Genomic DNA, 20890 nt, shown 5'->3' on the forward strand with positions numbered 1-20890 from the left:
AAATTAACGAATGTTTTTAGCCGGCCGCCAGCGCGCCGCCGGATGGCGATCGGGCAAACGGTCCTGCTGCTGGAATATTTTTTGCCGCAAGCTGCCAGGCTGATAGGCGGTTTTATAGCGGCCGCGCTGTTGCAACTCCGGCACCACCAGATCGATAAAATCGCGGTAGCTTTGCGGATTAAGGATGCGCGTCAGGTTAAAGCCATCGATGTCGCCTTCATCGATCCACTGAATCAACGCATCCGCCACCTGTGAAGGATTGCCGACAATCAGCGGATAACGGCTGCCCATGGCGTGCTGCTCCAGTAAGCGACGGCGTGTCCAGCCGCTGAACGCCTTACTCACCGATTCAATGGCACGCGTGTCGCCGCTTTGGATAGGTTCATCCAGACCAAACGCCGCCAGATCCAGGCCAATCGAACTGGAGAAGTGTGCGATACCCGCTTCCGGGCTGGCATATTCGAGGTAGCTGCGATGCTTTTCCTGCGCTTCGCGCTCAGTGGGCGCGACAATCACGCTGACACCCATAAAAATGCGCAGATCGTCAGCCTGGCGCCCTGCTGCCACCGCCGCCTGGCGCAAACGTGTGGACTGCTCACGCATCGCCGCCGGTGAGGCCGCATTGACAAACGAGCACTCAGCGTGGCGTGCGGCGAATTGGACGCCACGCGTCGATGAACCCGCCTGAAACAGCAGTGGAGTACGTTGTGGTGAGGGGCTGCTCAGGTGATAACCCTGCACCTGATAGAACTCGCCTTGATGGTTGATTGCATGGATCTTACTGGCATCGGCGTACAGCCTTTTGGCCTTGTAAGCTTGTAATGCATCATCCTGCCAGCTGCCTTCCCACAGTTGATAAGCCACATCGAGAAACTCATCGGCCTGATCATAGCGGCGGTCATGATCCTGTAACTGCCTCTGGCCCATGGCACGTGCTGCGCTGTCGAGATAGCCGGTGACAATATTCCAGCCAATGCGTCCCTGAGTGAGGTGATCGAGCGTCGAGAAACGGCGGGCAAACGGATACGGCGCTTCATAGCTGAGGTTAGCGGTGACACCAAAACCGAGATGCTGCGTGACGCTTGCCATGCCGGAGATCAGCATCAAAGGATCGTTGACCGGCAACTGGATCGACTCGCTGGCTGTCAAGCCGATGCCCTGCTGATACACATCGTAAACACCGAGAATGTCAGCAATAAACAGGCCGTCGAACAGGCCACGCTCCAGCAGCCGCGCCAGATCCAGCCAGTACGTCAGCGAATTGAAATCCACCGAACGATCGTCTGGATGCGTCCACATCCCATGATGGATGTGCCCGACGCAGTTCATATTGAACGCGTTGAGCAGAATCTGTTTCTGGCTCATATTGTCCCCCGGCGCGGCGGCAGCACATCGTTGAGCAGATAGTTGCCAATCGCCGGATATTTCCAGCGCACCGGATCGTGCAGCGTGTGAGTGCGCGCATTGCGCCAGTGGCGATCGAAATGATGCTCTCGCAAGCTGGCGCGCGATCCGCCAAGCTCAAACAGCAGATTGCTGGCTTCCAGTGACACTTCGGTGGTCCAGGCGCGCGCTTTCGCCACCTCTATCGAGGCACGCGCAACGTTTTCCGCCGTTGATTCATGCTGCGCGGCGTCTACCGCGTCTCCAGCAACCGCCAGCAATGCATCACCGGCACTCAGTCGTGACGCCAGCCGGCCAATACGATCCAGCGTGAGCGGATCTTCGCTGGCCTTTGTCACGCCGCTGTCCGGCCACGGCCGCGCACGTTCACGCACAAAGCTCAGCAGGTCGTTAAACGCTTCACGCGCGATACCCTGATCCACTGCGGCATGCATAATCTGCGCGAACGGGCCAACGGTGGTCGGTCGCTCAAACGCGGTCTGGAATGGCACCACATCTTCTGCGGCAATTGCCACGTCTCGGAACTGCACGCTGCCGCTGCCGGTGGTGCGCTGCCCAAAACCGCTCCAGTCATCAATCACCGTGACCCCCGCTTGATGGCGCGGCACAAACACCAACTGCTCTTTGCCGTCATCGGCCAGCGCTAGCGTGGGGATACGATCGGCGAACAGCGCGCCCGTGGCATAAAACTTATCGCCATTGAGGCGCAGTCCCTCAGCTTGTTGTGCGATCGCCGTGGTGCGCTGGTGCGCGGAAGGCGAGCTAAACTCCGCTAAGGCATTACCCAAATGCACTCCGGCTAATACTTCAGCGTACAGTCGCTGCTGTTGCGCCTCGCTGCCGTTAATCCGCAGCACTTCCAGCGCATAAAAATGATTTTGAGGCACCTGGCCGATTGAGCCATCTGCTGCACTGAGAATCACGAAAATCTCAGCCAGTTCGGCGGTGGAAATGGCGATGCCGCCATGTTCTCGCGGCACGGTGATGGCACCGAGACCCGACTGAAAATAGCGCTGCAGTTCTGCATGCGGTAGCTCACGCTGGTGATCACGCTGAGCCGCACCGCTGCGGAAACGCTCAGCGAGAGCGTATGCGACATCCAGCGCCTGTACCGCGCTGCTGATACGCTCCGCACGCTGTTTGGCGGAAACCTGCGTCATGAAGACTCCTTAAATCCAGGCATGACGCGCAGGCAGCACGTCGTTGAGGTAATAGTTTCCGATGGCGTGATGCTTCCAGCGAACGGGATCGTGCAGCGTATGGGTGCGCGCATTACGCCAGTGGCGATCGAGGCCGTGACGCAGCAGCGTGGCGCGACTGCCGCCCCATTCCAGCAGTTTCTCGCTGGCGCGCAGCGCAACATCAGTGGTGAGCACTTTAGCTTCTGCCACCGCAATCGAGGCGCGCGCGCAGTTTTCAGCAGTGAGTGACTGCTGATCAACGCTATCAATCACGCGGGCGGCGCGGGCCAACAGCGCATTGGCTGCACTCAGCTCGGTGCTGATGCGCCCAACGTCGGCGAGGATATAGGGATCGTCGGCATTACGACTGACTCCCGCATCGACCCATGGACGGGAACTGCTGCGCACAAACGCCAGCGCCTCATCCAGCGCACCCTGCGCGATCCCGGCATCAATGGCAGCCTGAATCAGCTGAGACACCGCACCGCGCAGCGTGGGTTTATCGGCTGTAGGTAATGGCATGGTTAGCGCCGCCTCCACCGTAACCTGCTGCAGTTTCACCGTGCCGCTGGCGGTGGTGCGCTGTCCGATGCCTGACCAGTCATCAATAATTTCCACCCCGACAGCAGGCAGTGGAATAAACGCCATCACCGGCTGCTCACCATGAATGGCGGTAGTGGCAAGCACGTCCGCAAACAGTGCGCCAGTGGAGTAGAACTTTTCGCCCGTCAGCCGCAAACCTTGTGACGTTGTCACCAATCGGGCCTGCACATCTCGCGTGTGTTGGGTATTTTTTTCCGGCCCGCCATTACCCAGACGTTGACCCTGCACCACTTTGCTCAACAAAAACTGCTGCTGTGCCGCGCTGCCTTCGCCAAGAATGAATTGAATTAAACCAAAATGATTTTGCGGAATTTGTCCCAGAGAAGGATCGCTGGCTGAGATCACCCGAAAGACTTCCGCCACGGTCTGAAATGACAATCCGCCACCGCCATATTCGCGCGGCACACTAATACTACCGAGCCCCAGTTGGGTGAACTGATTGAGCAGTTCCCGCGGATAAATACGCTGCTGGTCGCGTTCTATCGCGCCGCTCAACGCCAGCTCTGCCAGATGTTGTGCGGCGGCGATGGCCTCTGCATCTGTGGTTATCACCGCAGTGCGTGGCGTTAAGGAATCACTGTTTTGCGTCATTTTTTATTTCACTTTTACCGCGCAGTGAATAACAAGCCCGCTCTGTCGTTCGCAGCGGGCCATGGAATAAATAAAGAATTGAACGGGATATTAATCAGGGGGGATAAAACAAGTAAATAGCGTGAGTTATGCTATATCTGGCAATCCGTTGCCACTAATCAGATATACCATCATCAAGCCCTGGGATAATAAGGTATACGCGGAGAACGGCAAGCGTGCTGCAAATAAATGCCGGGGAAAGTCTTAATAGCAATTAACACTAATGTTGGTTAAAAAACGCATTAACAAAATAAAATGCCCAGTACCAAGATGACGGTACTGGGCATCGTGTTTAATTTTCCGACTCAAACAGTGCGCGGGCGTAATTCTGAGATGAGACCTTTTTCTCGCTGTGCGGGATCTCCACGCTATCGATAAGCTTGGCTTGCTGATAGCTTTTCACCGTTTCATGCTGAGTGAGTTGCTGCGTAGTCTGTGCTGTCAGCTCACCTTTTTTGTTCTGCGAAACCACGGTCTGGCTACGCTCTTCATCGTCAATCAGATGATAGCGGTAATTTTGAGATGACTTAAGTGCCGTCAGTTTCGCTGCCCCGTCTGAATCCAGTGCGGTGTGGAAACTGGCTTTGAGTTTGAACAGCGTATCCTGTGTCAAATCCTGGGTATCAGTGTGCTGTTGCGAGTGGGTTTGCTGCGCGACCTCTAAAGAGAAAGTGTCCTGCTCATCCGGTTTATAAGGATTATCAGAGCGCGGCGTCTGCTGATAGCTGGCGGAAAAATCGGCCAATCCACTAATGGCACCGTTTTTAGCGGCATTAGCATCAATGGAGATCACTCGCTGGGTATTCACGCTGTGGCTTGCCTGTCCTTGCGTGGTATTCAGCGCCCGGAAGCTGGCTTTGAAGAGATTCAGCATGTCGCGATCGCCGTGCCCACGCGTTGCGGCCTGATCCATTTTGGCAGACCACTGATCGATTGCGGCGGCCTGCTGTTCGGCGCTGCCTGCCTGAGTCAGCTTTGACACATCAGTATCGAGTTTGATACTGACATCCCCGTTGTGAAAACCGAGCCAGCGCTCTTTATCATCTGCGTGAAGGTTGAGGGACTGCGACACATTGTCGCCATTACGCAGATCGGTCTTCAAATCGACACTTTTCAACTGCGAGGTATCAAACTTCATCAGGTCGCTGATATCTAGCTGAGTTGTCCCAGCGTCCAAACCGTCCAGCGCTTTTTGCAAACCGTCGGAGAGTTGGCTGATGGCTGTGGCCTCATCACTGTTGAGTTTACCCCCACTGGTATTCAGCTCCACCACCAGTCCGCCCTGCTGGCGGGTCATTTGCAGACTCACCTCAATCCCCGATTGTGTGGTCACGGTGAGTGCCACCGCGCTCTGACTGTTGCTGGTGCCGTTGGCTGCTGAGGTTGCGGGCACGCTTAGCGTGACATTGTCACCACTTTGCACCAGGCCCTTAAGTAAACTGCTGCCGATACCGTTCATACCAACGCCGCCCGATTGTGACGCCGCGTTGAGTTGCGCCTGTAAATTGCTGGTGATCGTGCCGCTACTCTGTACCTGTGCTGGCACAATTTTATAGATGGCGGCAATGGCCTCGCTTGCTTCACTGAAGGTCACTTTCGTGGACGCTTCAGCCTGTAAGTGGCTTTGTGCTGCCTTGCTGTTTGCGGTGGTAATTACGCTTGAACCCGCAGAAATCAGGTTGCGTAGAACGCCGTTGCCAATCCCATTTAGCATCAAAATAATCCTTCTTGTGAACTATTCCTGAAGGTTATCGGCATCATATCGCCATGCTTTAACGTTCCCCTACGGTTAACGCCAGCTCCTGATAGGCCGCTGGCACTTCTGGCACAGCATCTGTCTGCCTAAACACAGCCGAACCCGCGCGTCTGATTTACGTTGTTGATCAACACATTGTCTACCGTACAGGTAGCCCCCCTTGAACAGAGGTAAAGTCGCGATGAATAATCTGCATTACAAAAGCTTGCTGGAAATTGGACGCCTGATTCAGTCTGGCGACATCACCTCGGTAGCGGTCACTGAATCACTGTTAACGCGCATCGACACACTGGATAGCGATCTGCACAGTTATTTCTACGTGATGCGCGACAGTGCGTTAAAACTGGCGGCAGAAGCGGATCAGGAAATCGCGGCAGGCCAACTGCGTGGTCCGTTGCACGGCGTGCCGATCGCGTTAAAAGATCTGATCTGGACCAAGGATGCGCCCACCAGCCACGGCATGATCATCCACAAGGATCACTATCCGGCGGAAGACTCCACAGTGGTTGATCGTTTCCGCGCTGCTGGTGCGGTGATCCTCGGCAAGCTGACGCAAACTGAAAGCGCCTTTGCCGATCACCATCCGGAAATCACCCGCCCTAATAACCCCTGGGGCAGCGCACTCTGGACCGGTGTCTCCTCCAGCGGTTCTGGCGTCGCTACTGCGGCTGGACTCTGTTATGGCGCGATTGGCACCGATACCGGCGGCTCCATTCGCTTCCCGTCAAATGCCAACGGACTGACCGGCATCAAACCCACCTGGGGTCGCGTCACGCGCCACGGTGCCTGTGAGCTGGCGGCGTCGCTCGATCACATTGGACCGATGGCACGCTCTGCAGGCGATGCCGCTGCGATGTTGCAAGCCATTGCCGGGCGCGATGATAAAGATCCGACCTCCAGCAGCGAGCCGGTGCCGGACTACCTGGCGTTGATGACGCGCGGTGTCAGTAAAATGCGCATCGGACTGGATGCGTGCTGGGCGTTGGAAAAGGTGGATGCGGAAACCCGTGCCGCGCTGGAATCAGCGATAGCTACCCTGACATCGCTGGGTGCCACCTTCGTGGATATCACCGTACCAGACACGGAAAAAGCCGCCGCCGAGTGGAGTGCGCTTTGTGCAGTGGAAACCGCCCTGGCGCATGAAGAGACCTATCCGGCGCAGAAAGATCAATATGGTCCAGGATTATCTGGTCTGCTGGATCTTGGCCATCAGGTCACCGCATTGGAGTATCAGCGCCTGCTGCTGAGCCGTGCGGCACTGCGTGGCGATATTTCTGCCCTGTTCAGCAAAGTGGATTTGATTCTGGCCCCCGCCACCGCTTATGCCGGATTAACCTGGGACACCATGACCCGTTTTGGTACCGATCAGGCACTGTTTAACGGCGTATTGCGCTATACCAGTGCATTTGACGCGAGCGGGCATCCGACCATCACCCTGCCATGTGGCATGACTTCCGCCGGTGCACCCATTGGTTTCCAGTTAGTGGCGGCCCATTTCGATGAAACCGCAATGATTCAGGGCGCCTGGGCTTATCAGCAAGTCACTGAATGGCATAAAAAACATCCTGCTATCTAAAGCTGCTTATTTTGGCCGCACTGCATTTCGCGTGCGGCCTTTTCATGTCGATATGGCCTGAAACTTGCTTGGTTTGTTGTGATTTCACCCTTTTCGCCAGGTTTAGGGGATGTTGCCATGAAAGAAACGTTCACCACGGATCACTTAGATAATCGCCACCGCTTTGATGCCTGGCGCGATGCCGTCTGTTCACGCTTGATTAATGCCGAAGCGCGTCAGGTTAATGCCGGTACTTTTTCCGGCAGCTTTGGTTATTCCATGCTGGGCCATGTCGATATCGCACACCATGTGTCCCAAACCGCGCTGGTGTGGCAACGCACCACCGAGTGCATTCGCCGCCATCCTAATCATGATTTTTATCTCGGCTACGTTCGTTCCGGCATCGGGACATTGCGGCAAAACGATAACCAGTCACGGGTGAGCGCAGGGGATGTGGTGATTTACGATGCCGCAACGCCCTTTGATTTCGCCATGGATAACGTGGCCATCAATATTGTGCATTTGCCCCGTCAGATGATTGAAAAAGAGGCGCCAGCGATTGCCCGGCTTGCGGGGAAAACGCTGGATCTTAGTCGTCCCGGAATGACCTCACTCAAGCAATTACTGGAAGAGGCATTTGTCTTTAACGCGGAGAGTGAGAACACCTTTCTCGCGGAACAGTTCGCCAATACGTTGATCAATATGATCTCGGTGAGTGTCAATTTGCAGAAAGGCGATGACGCACTAAAACCGGATCTTTACTCGCGGGTGGTGAGTTATTTACGGCAAAATCTGCAGGAAGCGGACCTGACCATGGCGCAAATTGCCAATGCCCATCATGTTTCACCGCGCACCATCAGCCGCGTGTTTGCTGCACACGGCACTACGCCGATGAATTTTGTCTGGCAGGAGCGCCTGCTGGCGTGTCGCAAAGCGCTGGCCGAAGGTAAAGCGCGCAACATCACTCAGGTGGCGCTGGATCACGGCTTTAGCGATATGTCGCACTTCAGTCTCGCTTTCCGCAAGGCGTTTGGTTACACCCCAAGCAGTCTGCTGCGTCAAAGCGAGGTGTAACGGCGCTTTGTTTTACCCTTTCTGCAACTGACTGATCACACGCTCAGCAGTAAATTCCAGGCTGCTGCGCGTGTTCATCGCTTCGGTACGCATAAAGCGATATGCCCCCGACTCATCCAGACCGAAAGTCTGCATCAACACGCCTTTAGCCTGTGCCAGTCGCTCATTTCTCATTTTACGCTGTTGGCGAGCCTGCAGTTCACCCCGCAACTGGACATTCTGCTGGGCGGATTGCCAGGTGCCGATGATCTGCACAATCAAGGCAAAGGGATTAAGTTCTCGCTCGGCGATAGCAGCGGGTTGCAGTTTCATTAACAGCGGGAACAAGCGCGCATCATGGCAGTTCGCCAGGGCAATCACCGGTGTGTGATGCTGTTGCAATGAACGAAACAGCGGCGTTAATACCGCCTCGTGGTGATTTTCAATCGCCACCAACAGCAGTTGCGCGTCAGCCGGACGTTCGGCGACAGGCGGCCAGCTGTGTTGGGCGTGACAACCGATTTGCGTCAGCGAGGCACAGAACGCCCGCACGCTTTGCGAATCAGGATGGAAAATATGCAACCGCACACCCGCAAGCGTTTTCAGCAAAGATGGCTCATTCATGTTTCACCCGTGTGCATTCTGAAGTTCGAAGCATCACGTTAGAGGAGTCGGGCAATCGATGCTGTGTTGCTGCTGCCGGGTGCTGTGTCAGGCGAGACAGGGCATGCACCCCGTCCCGCTTCCACGATTTAAGCGTGAAACCCTAAAAACTGCTCCGCCACACTGGCACTCGGCTGGGTGCGCGGATCAATCTGCTGCACGATCTGCCCTTTTTCGATCACATGAATCCGATCCGACAGCGCATACAGAAACTCGATATCCTGCTCCACCAGAATGATCGAGATATCCATTTCATGGCGTAACCGCTGCAACGTCTCAATGATCTCCTCACAGATATTGGGCTGGATGCCTTCGGTCGGCTCATCCAACAATACCAGCTGTGGTTGCCCGCAGAGACAGCGCGCCAACGCCAGCAGTTGCTGCTCGCCGCCCGAGAGCGCCCCGCCCGGTTGAGCCAGTAAACGTTTCAGGCGCGGGAAAATCTCCAGCATCTGCTCAATGATCTGACCCGCGCGCGAAAAGTGCTTCACGCAGCCCATGCGCAGGTTCTCTTCCACAGTCAGCAGCGGGAAGATTTGCCGCCCTTGCGGCACAAAACCGATGCCGGCCGCCGCCCGCTGGTGGGCCTGATAGCGCGTGATATCAATGCCGTTGAGCGCGATAGTTCCCTGCCAGGCGGGCAGCTCTCCCATGATGGTGCGCAGCAGCGTGGTTTTTCCCATGCCGTTACGTCCTAACACACCGGTGAAGGATTTCGCCCCGACAAACAGCTCGGACAAGTGCAGGACCGGAATTTTGTTGTAGCCCGAGACCATCTCTTTTATTTCAAGCATGTTTAATCTCCAGATTGCCGAGATACGCCTCTTTCACCAGAGGATTCTGCGTCACCTCGCGGAAAGTCCCCTCCGCCAGCACCGCGCCCTGATTAAACACCGTGACCTGCTGCGCGATCATGCTGATGAACTCCATATCGTGCTCCACCACCACCACAGTGCTCTGTTGATTGATCGCTTTAATCAGCTGGGCGGTTTTACGCACTTCCTGATGCGTCATGCCTGCGGCGGGTTCATCCAGCAACACCAGTTGCGGACGAGAAATCAGGATCATCCCTAACTCCACCCACTGTCGCTGCCCGTGCGCCAGTTCAGAGAGCACGGCATCCTGATGATCTTCCAGTCCGATATCGTGCAACACCTGATCAATTGCGGAGGACAGAGCTGCTCTCGCCAGCGTATTGGCTGCCGCCTGCCACAGATTCTCCCGAACACTCAACCCTTCAAAGACGCTCGGCACCTGAGTTTTGATGCCGATACCCAACCGGGCAATATCCCACGGGCGTTTGCCGGAGATCACTTGATTGCGGTAGCGGCACTCACCGCGCGTGGGCGTTACCTGACCGCTGAGCATTTTGAAAAAGGTGCTCTTTCCTGCGCCGTTCGGGCCGATCAGGCAGCGAAGCTCCCCTTCATGCAGGGTGAAATCCACCTCCTTCACCGCATGCACACCACCAAAACTGACGCCCATTTTGCGGGTTTCCAACAGGACTGTTGCCGTCATGGTTTCACCTCACTCACCGATGTGCGGGTTGCAGGCAGCGTGTTCGGACGCTTGCGTCGCCACAGCCGTTGTAAGGTCGGTAAAATGCCTCCGGGGATCAGCAGCACAAACACTGCCAGAATCACGCCGAGCACCAGATTGACATCCACTGTTTGCTGCGCGCCCAGCCGCGTCACCATCCACTGCAACAGCACACAGCTGATCACCGGACCGATCAACGTGCCGCGCCCCCCGACAATCACCCAAATGATGATCTGTGCCGACTGACTGATACTAAACACCCCGGGGCTGACAAAGGCACCCCAGTTGACGTACAGGCATCCCGCTAACCCGGCAATCGCCGCGCCAATGGCAAAGGTGACGAGCTTATGTGCCGGCACGTTGTAGCCGAGCAGTCCTGCGCGCTGTTCGTTTTCCCGAATGGCCACCACCGTTTTGCCAAAGCGGCTGAGCAGCACAAACTTCAGCAGCGCATAGCAGAGCGCCAACGCACCGGCGGTCACCATAAAGATCGCCTCCGGTGACAAAATGGCATCTGGCTGGAATGGCATGTTGAGTGTCGGCACTGACGGAATACCATTGAACCCACCCAGCAGCGCTTCGCCGATATGGTATTCACTGCCCGAGGTGGAGTTTACCCAGTTAAACAGCACCAGGCTCACGGCTAACGTGATCGCGCCGAGGTACACATCACTGACGCCACCGTAGAAGATCACGTAACCGAGAAGCAGAGAGAACAGCGTGGGCAGGAGAATCGCCATCACCACCGCCCAGGTGGAATCCCCCCAGTTAATGGCGCAAATGGCGTAGGTATAGGCCCCCAGTCCAAAAAATGCCGCCTGACCAAAACAGAGGATGCCGCCGTAGCCCCAGATAAACGCCAGGCTGAGTGACAACAGTCCCATCACTAAAAACACCGTAATAGAGAGCAAGGTGTACAGCTCAATCACGCCAGAGAGCCAAAACGCCAGCAGGATCAGCATCAGCGCACTGAGCACAATGCGCACTTTTTCCGAAAACAGTTTCATTACAGCGATCTCCTGAAGAAGCGCCCGGTGATGCCCTGCGGCAGCAGACGCAGCAGGACAATGGCACTCAACAGCAGCGCCACCGCACCAAACACCGGCGTGGAGAGATAGGTCACCAGTTGCGAAATGGTGCCAAACAGCGTGGAAGAGGTCAGCGTGCCGGCGATGATGGCGCTACCGCCGCCAATCACCGTGATAAAGGCCTTGGCAATAAAGCTGACGCCGATGGTCGGTATCACGCCGGTGATCGGTGCCAGCAGCGCGCCCCCCAATCCGGAGAGCGCGGCTCCCAGACCGAAGGTCAGGCTGTAGATTTTACCGGGATTGCTGCCTAGCGCCGCCGCCATGCGCGCATTCTGCATGGTGGCACGCGCGCACAATCCCAATGTGGTGAAGCGCAGCAGCAGCCACAATGCCGCCACCAGACACAGCGCAAACACAATCATAAACAGTGAGTAGCCGCTGGTGCTGTAACTGCCCACATTCACACTGGGCAGCGGCGAACTGATGCCGAGCGTGGTGTTGCCAAACAGCATGGTCGCGGCACCGATCAACGCCAGACTCAACCCCCAGGTGGCCAGCATGGTGTCGATCATCCTGCCGTACAGATGACGAATAATGACGCGTTCAATCACCATGCCAAACACGCCAACACAAATCGGCGCAACCACCAGCATGGAGATCCAGATCGGCACGCCAAAGTGGTTAGTGGCCATAATGGCGCTGTAGCCGCCCAGCATCATAAATTCGCCGTGCGCCATATTGACGATTTTCATCATGCCAAACACCACCGCCAGCCCCAGACTCATGATCACCAGCACCGCGATGGCATTCAGCACTTCGATGCCATAGATAACCGACAGATCCATTAGCGCCTCCCGTTACAGCTCAATCTGATACTGTTTGGTATCACGTGGATTTTTCTTCAGGTCGCACACCATGGCGGTATCAACCGGTGCCTGGTTAGTAAAGGTTTCCAGAATTTTCATCTGATGGTTCTCCACCTCGGCAATGTGTACGTCCAGGGAACAGTGATGCGTGGTGGGATCGACACTCAGCTGACCGCTTGGCGAGGTCAGCGTAACGCCCGACTCCAGCGCTTCAATCACTTTCATGCGGTCGATATCACCTGCCTTGCGCACCCCTTCGGCCCAAATCAACATGCCCTGATACGCGCCCATCGCCAGATCGCTGATGTACATGTCGCCGTAACGAGCATGGAATTTATCGACAAACGCTTTGTTCTCGGCAGACGGAATTTCCTGCATGTAGTTCGCCGCCACCAGAATGCCGTTGCTCTCTTCCGGCGACAGGATGATGTGTTCATTACCGCCGCCGAATACGGTAGAGGCGATGGGAATCTTGCCGCTCATGCCTGCCGCATGCCATTGGCGATAGAAGGAGATGTGCGCGCCGCCCACCAGCGCTGACCACACCATGTCTGGTTTGGCGCTCTGGATTTTTGAAATGGCGGCGCCGAAGTCCGTGACATCCAGCGGGAAGAACTCTACCGTCATGACCTCACCGCCGTTGTCACGCACCGACTTCTTCACCCATGACGAAACAATCTGGCCGTAGTTGTAATCCGCCGCCAGCACATAGACTTTCTTGCCCCACTTCTTCATGGCGTACGGCACCAGTTTCTCCACGGTTTGTGCGGGCGTTGAGCCTGAAGAGAAGTAGTTGCGATCGCAGACGCCACCTTCATACTGCGCAGGATAGAAATAGAGCGAACGGAAACGATCCAATACCGGACGAATCACCTCGCGCGACGCAGACGTGATGCCGCCGTGCACCACTGCCACTTTGTCTTTCAGCGCGGCCTGCTGGGCGTATTGCGCGTAAAGCTGCATGTTAGATTGCGCATCATAATTGATGATTTGCAGCGGTCGGCCTAACAATCCCCCGGCTGCGTTGATCTCATCTGCGGCTAAGTTGATGGCGTTGGACATCGGCTTGCCATAAATATCCAGCCCGCCTGACAAATCGAGAATGCTCGCCACTTTGATGGCGTCTTTACTGTCAGCGGCGAAGGTGAATTTTGGTGCTACCCCCGCAGCCAGGCCCAATGCTGATACGGCAGATCCCTGAAGAAATGAACGACGACTAATAGCCATAGCACCCTCGCAATGAAGTAATTGGAATAAATAGAGTTGGAGTATTCCGGGAACCGGAAGAGATAAACGGATACACAGACAGCGCTGTCTGCATTAATGCGAGAAAAGGGCCACAACATTGGGGCACGTTTTTTAGATTAGCAATAAGCGGGCCAAAACCCACGTGGCCGTTCAAATTATCTTTATTCTCTGCCAGCAGAAGCGAAAGCGATGAGAAGTATTACTGCATTTAATCCCGCCCACCTTTAATTAATTTTAGCCCTCTCACTTTTCTGCACTTAATTAAAGCAATCAGCACCAGAAGGGTGCAATTAAATTTTTAAACACTGCGCTGTCCGCTCAAACACAGCGAATGGCAGCATTAACAAAGATGTAATTACCAGAAGCGTTAACGTCTCTCACACACTCATTCATCTCATCAGTAAAAATCTTTGGAGGAGACATTATGTCGGACCCTTCGGTATTACCTTCGGATGCCGCGTTAAAGATCCGTGCTATCCAATCCCTGTTGGCAGAAAAGGGATTTCTGAGTCAGGAGGTCACTGACACCATCGTGGATTATTTCGAAACCAAAGTGGGACCCCGCAATGGTGCGCAGGTGGTGGCGAGAGCCTGGCGCGATCCCGCCTTCAAAGCACGCTTACTGGAAAATGGCCGCGAGGCGGTGAATGAACTCGGCTTCTCCGGCTTTGAAGCCGCTACCCTGCACGTGCTGGAGAATACCGACAGCGTGCACAACGTAGTGGTGTGCACGCTTTGCTCTTGCTACCCGTGGCCGGTGCTGGGCTTGCCGCCCATCTGGTTTAAATCGACACCCTATCGTTCACGTGTGGTGATTGATCCCCGTGGCGTATTAGCAGAATTTGGCACTGAAATTCCGGCCAATAAGGAGATTCGCGTATGGGACAGCAATGCCGAAATCCGTTACTTCGTGCTGCCTCAGCCCCCTGCTGACAGTGAAAACAAGAGTGAGAGCGAGTTGGCCGCATTGGTCACACGCGACTCCATGATCGGCACACGCACGCTTTAAGCGGAGAAACACCATGAATAATATCCACGATTGCGGCGGCATGCAGAATTTAGGTCCAATCGAGATTGAAGCTGATGAACCTCATTTTCACAGCCAATGGGAAAAAGATATTTTCGCCACCACGCTGGTGTTCTTTATGAGCGGAAAGATCGTGCTGGATGACTTCCGTTATGAAATTGAGAAAATGTCCGTAACAGAGTATCTGCAATCCAGTTATTACGAGCACTGGTTATTTTCCATTGAGCAGTTGATGTGTAAAACCGGCGTATTCACCGAACAAGAGTTACAGCAGCGTCTTACCGAACTCTCCGCCTGAGGATACAACATGAATACTTATTCACCGCAGGGCTACCTGGATTTAATTACTACACCGCCCAATTACCATCGTGATGTTGAGATCGCACCGGAATATCAACCGGGTGACACTATTACTACGCACAATTTAAATCCGCTGAGTCATACACGCCTGCCGCGCTATGCGCGGGGTAAAAAGGGCGTGATTGTTGCCAACTACGGTGCCTGCGTATTTCCCGATGCGCTGGTCGCAGAGCAACAGGAGAAACCGCAGTACGTCTACCTGGTGAAATTCAGTGCCGCCGAGTTGTGGGGAGAGAATAGCGAGAATTTCAGCGTCCACCTGAGCGTCTGGTCCGACTATATTCAGGGCAGATGTGAGGATGCTGCGCATGGATGAGTTAAACGCGATTATTGCTCAGGTGAAGGAGGCCGATCCCGCCTTTGCACAACCCTGGGAAGCCGATGCGTTTGTCATCGCGGTGGCCCTGTCTCAACGCGGCTACTTTAGCTGGCCACAATGGGTGGAACAATTTGCTCAGGAGATTAACGACTTCCCGCAGCGCAGCGATGAAAACGCGCACACGGCCTACTATCGCCAATGGCTGAGCTGTCTGGAAAAGATCCTGTCACAACATCAATTGATTCCGATGTCCGAATTGCTGATTCGTGAAGAGCAGTGGCGCCAGGCTTTCCTCAACACGCCCCATGGCAGCCCGGTGGATCTCGCTGCCGCCAGCTGTCCGCCCGACCACCCGCATGATCATGACCATCATCACCACCATCATCATCATCACGACCATCACGCCGCGCAGCCACTGATCCAACCGCTGCGCGTCTTTGCCGCTGTCGGGTAATTCTCAGGAGTCTTTATGAAGGTGCTGAGTCATAAGCAAAAAGGCGCTGCGGTGATTGGTGGCGCCATGCTGTTTAATTTGCTGGTCATCGGTACGGCGTTGGTGACTTTTCAGCATTCACCGGCCGCGCTGAGTGTCGCGCTGTTAGCCTATCTGTTTGGTTTGCGCCACGCCGTCGATGCCGATCATATCGCCGCCATTGATAATGCCACGCGCAAGTTGAGTAATGAGGGCAAGAGCCCGTTTACCGCAGGTATGTGGTTCTCACTCGGCCACGCTTCGGTGGTGCTGATCGCCTGCCTGATATTCGCTTTGACCACGCAACCTTTGCAGCAGATGTTTCCCGGCGTGAAAGAGATTGGCGGCATGATTAGCACACTGATCTCCGGTGCTTTTCTGCTGCTACTCGCCTGGACTAACTCCCGCACTTTGTGGCAATGTATTCGCCAACGTCAGCGGTTGCTGCGTGGCGATGCAACGCGGGTCCCGCAGGAGAGCCATCACCACGGCGTGCTCACCCGGCTATGCGCGCCACTGTTTCGCATGGTGAGCAAAAGCCATCATCTGTTCCTCATCGGTTTCCTGTTCGGCATTGGCTTTGATACCGCAACCGAAGTGGCGATTTTCGGTATGTCCGCCAACCACGCAGCGGGTGGCGAAGCGATGCTGCACATCATGTTGATGCCGCTTTTATTCACTGCCGGCATGATGCTGATCGATACCACCGATGGCGTCATGATGTTGAAACTGTATCGCTGGTCGCAATTCGATCCGTTGCGCAGCCTCAATTACACCCTCGCCATTTCATCACTCTCAATTGTGGTGGCCTTCGCGATTGGCTGTTACGAAGTGTCGACGGTGTTACAACTCAACACGCTGATCTCCCCTGCGCTGGATGGCGTGATGGAAGCAATCATCAGTCAGATGGGTTGGGTGCTGATTATAACGTCCATTGGTGTATGGCTGCTGTTTTCACAGCGGGCTAAGCGTCGGGCGCTGTAAGTACAATGGCGGCTTTGTGCCGCCCTGTTTCTGGCATCAGCTCGTGTTAGACCCCCTGTCAGGTTCAACATCCTGTCAAAAAAGCCTTTCCTGAAACAGGCTGCCATCAGTAAAAAGAATTGAAATCAAGAATCATTCTCATTATGGTGCAAGGTGATATGTACCAATAACCAATAGAGTAAGGATTTCAATGCTTTATAGATTTTCAGCAATAAACCGTCCCATTGGCCTGCTGCTGTTGTTGCTCAGCAGTGTCACCACCAGCGTTTTTGCACGCCCGAATATGACGCCACTCGGCCCGAATATCGCCGACAAAGGCTCCGCTTATTACCACTTCTCCATCAGTGAATATGACTCGGCTGATGGCCAGCGGCATTACAAAGTTTGGACTGCGGTGCCAGATAAAGCGCCTCCGCCATCTGGCTCCCCGATGATCACGATGCTGGATGGCAATGCGGTAATGGACAGGCTGACCGATCCGCTGCTGCAAAAACTTTCGGCAGGCAACCCTCCGGTTCTGGTGGTGGTCGGGTATCAAACCACTTTGCCGTTTGAGGTAAACGCGCGAACTTACGATTACACCCCGCCTGACAAAGAGCATGGCGATGCAGGATACACTTTTAGTCGCGGTCGCAAGGGCGGCGGCAGCAGCGCATTCCGCACCTTGTTAGAGCAACGTATTTTGCCCGCAGCGGAGAAAGGTGTGCATGTCGATCATCAACAACGCGCGCTGTGGGGCCACTCTTACGGCGGATTGTTTGTACTCGACAGCTATCTCTCCTCTCAGCTGTTTACGCGCTATTTCGCTGCCAGTCCATCGGTCGGCCAGGGATTTAACTCTCTGTTGAGTGAGATGCAGACCCGCAAAGCCAGTAATAAGCAGTTCACTTTGATGGAAGGGAATGGCGATCGCCGCAGCGATAGCAACACGGCGGAACCTGAAGTGTTGCGCGCGGTGCGCACCACTATCGAAGGTATGGCAGAGAACGGCACAGCTGCACGCTATCAACTTTATCCGGGACTGTCCCACGGACAAATGTTTGGTGCATCAATGGAAGAGGCGCTGCTGGAAATGTCACAGGCAAAATAGCGAGGAGAAGTGGGCGCAAAAAATGCGCCCACCGAACGGCTTAATTAAAGAACTTTATATCAGTGGGCGTGGATATTTTTGCTGCATCGCCCGCTGCTTTCAGCTCACCGCTCTTTTCATCGAAATGGAACAGGGAAATATTGTTGGTGAACACGTTAGTGACATAGAGATATTTTCCACTGCCATCAAATGAGAACGCCCGAGGTTCAATGCCGTTGGCTTTATAACTGACCGGCTTGCCTAACTGGCCATCCGCCTCAATTTTAAACACCAACAGCTTATTATCTGAACCACGATTCGCTGCAATCACATATTTACCGTTCGGACTGAGAATAATTCCGCCGCCGCTACGGTATTCAGCACTGTTATTTTCAGTGTTCAGCTTCACGGTATTGCTGCGATCCAGGTGATCGTCTTTCACTGTAAATACCGCGATCTCACCGGCCATTTCGGTGGTGACGTAGGCATGTTTGCCATCTGGTGAGAACACCATATGACGCGGGCCAGAACCGGCGGTAAAGGTCACGTCATGCGCGGTATCCGCTTCCAGAGGCTCAGCCTTATTGGCGTGATAACGATACGCATGGAGCTTGTCACCGCCGAGATCGGCAGCGAACAGATATTTACCGTCGTGGGTAAAGGTGGTCGAGTGTGCGTGACCGCCATCCTGACGTCCTTTCACCGCGCCCGTGCCGTGGTCGAAAGCAAAGTGCTGCACCTGCTCACCCAGTTTACCGTCATGATGAATCGGGAACACCGAGACGCCCGCGCCGCCTTTCGCCACCGAGTAGTTAGCGACAAACAGGAACTTACCGTCCGGGCTGATGGTGGCGTGCGTCGGCTGTTGCCCATGGCTATCCACCGCATTTAGCACTTTCACCTGACCGCTTTTATCAATGGACAGTGCGGTAACGGCCCCGGCGTTTTCTTCATTGGTGGTATAGGCAAAGCGGCCATCCTGGGATTTTACAATCCATGACGGGCTTTTCATTTTGATCACATCAAGTGGTGTTAAAGTGCCATCCGCATTCACCTTGAGGCGATATAAACCTTCGCTAGGATGATCCGGTTTCTGCTCTAATGGGGCATCTGGAATCGACGTCCAGGTACCCACTAAAGCGATTTGATGATGTTCCGCAGCATTTGCCATAGCGCTCCCCGCCAGTGAAAAAACAGCTAAGGATAATGCCATGGTTATGTTTGATGCTAAACCGTTGAATGCGGCTTTTTTATTTCTATTCATTTTCGTACCCCACCATAATCGGAATGTTTAACGACTATAGTGGGATTAATTTGAATAGCGCCCGGCCAGGGTGACCGGGTTCACAATATAGCAGATTAGTTTTTAGGAAATCGTGCCTTTAAATTCTGGCTCATCACGATTCAAGGTAAATATCTGCCAGTCAACTTGTTTGGCATGCAGCGTAAATACCGCTGTCGCCAGGGTGTTCTCTTCATCCGGATCGTTCGGCGAAAGGCGATAAATGGGCAGCACCGCATCATGCTGGTCAGAGAGAATCACTTTTGCTGCATCGCCATCCAGCTGCGTTTGCGCCTCCAGCCACTCAATTAACCGCTGCTGGCGTGATCCGGAGCTGGCAGTGATCACCTGTTCCACGCCATCAAGTTGCGGATGAATCAGGTGATTGGCATGGGCGAACACTCCGGTCAGTGGCGTTACGGAGCAACCCGAACCCGTGGCTTCCACACTAAACAGACGGCTATCGCCCATCTGTCCGAGCGTATGGTGGAACGATCCGGCGCGCGGTGATGTGGTCAGAATAGCGATAGCCTCATCCAGCGTGGCCGCATTCAACGCGGCGCGGGCCAGGATTTGACGCGGCACTCCTTCCGGACGATGCAGCGCACGAATATTATTCACCGTATTCACCACGCCCTTCTCGTTTACGGCAACGGTATGACCGCAAATCGACCCCGGATAAGCAAAGCTGGTAAACGCCATGCCGCTATCCGGACAGATGCTGACGATGGCACAGTCATCGCGTAATTGCGGAAAACCATCTTCATTGTGCGCGATGGTTAACACGCCATCAGCACGCTGTCCCGCCACGGTGGTACATCCATCCGAGGTTGAACGTACTAAATCGCCACGGCAGTTCCAGGCAAAAACCTCCTCAATCGGCGCCTGTAATCCTGCGGCCAGCCCTTCCAGCTCCTGCCAGATCAGCGGATAGTGCGCCTGGACCAACGCGCGCATGGCCACCGTTTGGTCGGCGTCTTTCATGGCTGTCACTGTCTGCCAGAGTGCGGTGAGCGTCAGCTTCTGATGCCAGGCTTCACGGCCAAATTCACCCAATTGCTGACCAATTTCGAAGGCGGAACCATGGATTGCGATTTTTTTCATATTGTTATCGTTCACTTCTGTTCAGGATACGTGTTGCAAAAATTCTTTCAGACGCGGATTGTCACTGGCCGTCAGCAGCATATCAGGTGAACCGTCTTCGGCAATGGTGCCGCCATCAATAAAGATCAGTCGTGAGGCCACATCACGGGCAAAGCCAATTTCATGTGTCACGATCACCATCGTCATACCCTCTTCAGCCAGTGACTGTATCACTTTCAAAACTTCGTGGCGCAATTCTGGGTCGAGAGCTGATGTTGGCTCATCAAACAGCATCATCTTCGGCTTTACCGCTAACGCACGTGCAATCGCCACTCGCTGCTGCTGACCGCCTGAGAGTTCAGACGGATAGTGTTTGGCGCGCTCACGCAAACCCACACGATCCAACAGTGCCATCGCCTGTTCACGCGCTGCGGCTTTGCTCTGCTTGCGCACGCGAATCGGACCAAACATCACGTTTTCCAACGCGGTGAGGTGCGGGAACAAATGGAATTGCTGAAATACCATGCCCGCCTCGCGGCGAATATCGCAATCATTGGCGTGTGGATCGGTGATGTGCATGGCCGCCACCAACAGCGTACCGGAGGAAATCTCTTCGAGCTTATTGATGCAGCGTAACAGCGTGGACTTACCCGAGCCCGATGGCCCAATGATCACCACCACTTCACCGGCTTCAATCTTTAGATTGATGTCATGCAGTACCTGAGTGGTGCCAAAACTCTTCGACACCGCGCTAAATTCAACCAT

21 protein-coding genes are annotated in these 20890 nt (G+C 54.7%); 8 read left to right on the forward strand and 13 right to left on the reverse strand.

Annotated elements, in window-relative coordinates:
• Window positions 1-3: 3 nt before the first annotated feature.
• The 4 genes from AC6I8L_RS23185 to AC6I8L_RS23200 all read right to left on the reverse strand — a co-directional run bounded on the left by AC6I8L_RS23185 (window position 4) and on the right by AC6I8L_RS23200 (window position 5532).
• The gene (locus tag AC6I8L_RS23185; protein WP_058960249.1) at window positions 4-1365 is read right to left on the reverse strand and encodes an LLM class flavin-dependent oxidoreductase; all 1362 of its coding nucleotides are present in this window, start codon (window positions 1363-1365) and stop codon (window positions 4-6) included.
• Window positions 1362-2564 (reverse strand): SfnB family sulfur acquisition oxidoreductase, encoded by a 1203-nt coding sequence (locus AC6I8L_RS23190; protein ID WP_058960250.1) that lies wholly within the window; start codon window positions 2562-2564, stop codon window positions 1362-1364. The genes AC6I8L_RS23185 and AC6I8L_RS23190 overlap by 4 nt, the downstream gene beginning before the upstream one ends.
• Before the next feature lie 9 nt (window positions 2565-2573).
• Window positions 2574-3779: an SfnB family sulfur acquisition oxidoreductase gene (locus AC6I8L_RS23195; protein WP_058960251.1), complete on the reverse strand. Its 1206-nt coding sequence runs from the start codon at window positions 3777-3779 to the stop codon at window positions 2574-2576.
• A gap of 331 nt (window positions 3780-4110) precedes the next feature.
• Window positions 4111-5532, reverse strand: coding sequence for a hypothetical protein (locus AC6I8L_RS23200; protein ID WP_058960252.1), 1422 nt, complete (start codon window positions 5530-5532; stop codon window positions 4111-4113).
• Between the two features lie 223 nt (window positions 5533-5755).
• Between AC6I8L_RS23200 and AC6I8L_RS23205 the strand changes: the two genes are divergently transcribed.
• On the forward strand, window positions 5756-7150 hold the full coding sequence (locus AC6I8L_RS23205; RefSeq protein ID WP_058960253.1) for an amidase: 1395 nt from the start codon (window positions 5756-5758) through the stop codon (window positions 7148-7150).
• 117 nt (window positions 7151-7267) lie between these two features.
• On the forward strand, window positions 7268-8203 hold the full coding sequence (locus tag AC6I8L_RS23210; protein ID WP_058960254.1) for a helix-turn-helix domain-containing protein: 936 nt from the start codon (window positions 7268-7270) through the stop codon (window positions 8201-8203).
• A gap of 12 nt (window positions 8204-8215) precedes the next feature.
• Here the strand turns inward: AC6I8L_RS23210 and AC6I8L_RS23215 are convergent, their stop codons facing one another.
• The 6 genes from AC6I8L_RS23215 to AC6I8L_RS23240 all read right to left on the reverse strand — a co-directional run bounded on the left by AC6I8L_RS23215 (window position 8216) and on the right by AC6I8L_RS23240 (window position 13508).
• On the reverse strand, window positions 8216-8806 hold the full coding sequence (locus tag AC6I8L_RS23215; RefSeq protein WP_058960255.1) for an ANTAR domain-containing response regulator: 591 nt from the start codon (window positions 8804-8806) through the stop codon (window positions 8216-8218).
• Window positions 8807-8934: 128 nt separating this feature from the next.
• Complete coding sequence (locus AC6I8L_RS23220) at window positions 8935-9639, reverse strand: ABC transporter ATP-binding protein (RefSeq protein WP_058960256.1); 705 nt, start codon at window positions 9637-9639, stop codon at window positions 8935-8937.
• The gene (locus AC6I8L_RS23225; protein ID WP_058960257.1) at window positions 9632-10363 is read right to left on the reverse strand and encodes an ATP-binding cassette domain-containing protein; all 732 of its coding nucleotides are present in this window, start codon (window positions 10361-10363) and stop codon (window positions 9632-9634) included. The genes AC6I8L_RS23220 and AC6I8L_RS23225 overlap by 8 nt, the downstream gene beginning before the upstream one ends.
• Complete coding sequence (locus AC6I8L_RS23230) at window positions 10360-11391, reverse strand: branched-chain amino acid ABC transporter permease (RefSeq protein ID WP_058960258.1); 1032 nt, start codon at window positions 11389-11391, stop codon at window positions 10360-10362. Before AC6I8L_RS23230 ends, AC6I8L_RS23225 begins: the two co-directional genes overlap by 4 nt.
• Entirely contained in the window at window positions 11391-12260 is an 870-nt protein-coding gene (locus AC6I8L_RS23235; protein WP_058960259.1) for a branched-chain amino acid ABC transporter permease, read from the reverse strand. Before AC6I8L_RS23235 ends, AC6I8L_RS23230 begins: the two co-directional genes overlap by 1 nt.
• A gap of 12 nt (window positions 12261-12272) precedes the next feature.
• On the reverse strand, window positions 12273-13508 hold the full coding sequence (locus AC6I8L_RS23240) for an urea ABC transporter substrate-binding protein (protein ID WP_058960260.1): 1236 nt from the start codon (window positions 13506-13508) through the stop codon (window positions 12273-12275).
• A gap of 445 nt (window positions 13509-13953) precedes the next feature.
• Here AC6I8L_RS23240 and nthA point away from each other — a divergent pair, with 445 nt between their 5' ends.
• From nthA to AC6I8L_RS23270, 6 genes are all read left to right on the forward strand, one after another.
• Window positions 13954-14538, forward strand: coding sequence for a nitrile hydratase subunit alpha (nthA, locus tag AC6I8L_RS23245; RefSeq protein WP_058960261.1), 585 nt, complete (start codon window positions 13954-13956; stop codon window positions 14536-14538).
• Between the two features lie 13 nt (window positions 14539-14551).
• Window positions 14552-14854 carry an SH3-like domain-containing protein gene (locus tag AC6I8L_RS23250; RefSeq protein WP_058960262.1) on the forward strand — a complete coding sequence of 101 codons (303 nt, stop codon included), beginning with the start codon at window positions 14552-14554 and terminating at the stop codon, window positions 14852-14854.
• A 9-nt stretch (window positions 14855-14863) separates the two neighbouring features.
• Window positions 14864-15232 carry an SH3-like domain-containing protein gene (locus tag AC6I8L_RS23255; RefSeq protein WP_058960263.1) on the forward strand — a complete coding sequence of 123 codons (369 nt, stop codon included), beginning with the start codon at window positions 14864-14866 and terminating at the stop codon, window positions 15230-15232.
• Window positions 15225-15689, forward strand: coding sequence for a nitrile hydratase accessory protein (locus AC6I8L_RS23260; protein ID WP_058960264.1), 465 nt, complete (start codon window positions 15225-15227; stop codon window positions 15687-15689). Before AC6I8L_RS23255 ends, AC6I8L_RS23260 begins: the two co-directional genes overlap by 8 nt.
• A 15-nt stretch (window positions 15690-15704) precedes the next feature.
• Window positions 15705-16691, forward strand: a complete 987-nt coding sequence (locus tag AC6I8L_RS23265; RefSeq protein WP_058960265.1) for a HoxN/HupN/NixA family nickel/cobalt transporter — start codon at window positions 15705-15707, stop codon at window positions 16689-16691.
• Between the two features lie 190 nt (window positions 16692-16881).
• Window positions 16882-17781, forward strand: coding sequence for an alpha/beta hydrolase (locus AC6I8L_RS23270; protein WP_058960266.1), 900 nt, complete (start codon window positions 16882-16884; stop codon window positions 17779-17781).
• A 40-nt stretch (window positions 17782-17821) separates the two neighbouring features.
• Here the strand turns inward: AC6I8L_RS23270 and AC6I8L_RS23275 are convergent, their stop codons facing one another.
• From AC6I8L_RS23275 to glnQ, 3 genes are all read right to left on the reverse strand, one after another.
• The gene (locus AC6I8L_RS23275) at window positions 17822-18973 is read right to left on the reverse strand and encodes a lactonase family protein (protein WP_498014568.1); all 1152 of its coding nucleotides are present in this window, start codon (window positions 18971-18973) and stop codon (window positions 17822-17824) included.
• Window positions 18974-19126: 153 nt separating this feature from the next.
• Window positions 19127-20146 (reverse strand): C45 family autoproteolytic acyltransferase/hydrolase, encoded by a 1020-nt coding sequence (locus tag AC6I8L_RS23280; protein ID WP_058960336.1) that lies wholly within the window; start codon window positions 20144-20146, stop codon window positions 19127-19129.
• Between the two features lie 21 nt (window positions 20147-20167).
• Complete coding sequence (gene glnQ, locus AC6I8L_RS23285) at window positions 20168-20890, reverse strand: glutamine ABC transporter ATP-binding protein GlnQ (RefSeq protein ID WP_058960337.1); 723 nt, start codon at window positions 20888-20890, stop codon at window positions 20168-20170.

This window comes from Type-E symbiont of Plautia stali, assembly GCF_059731115.1.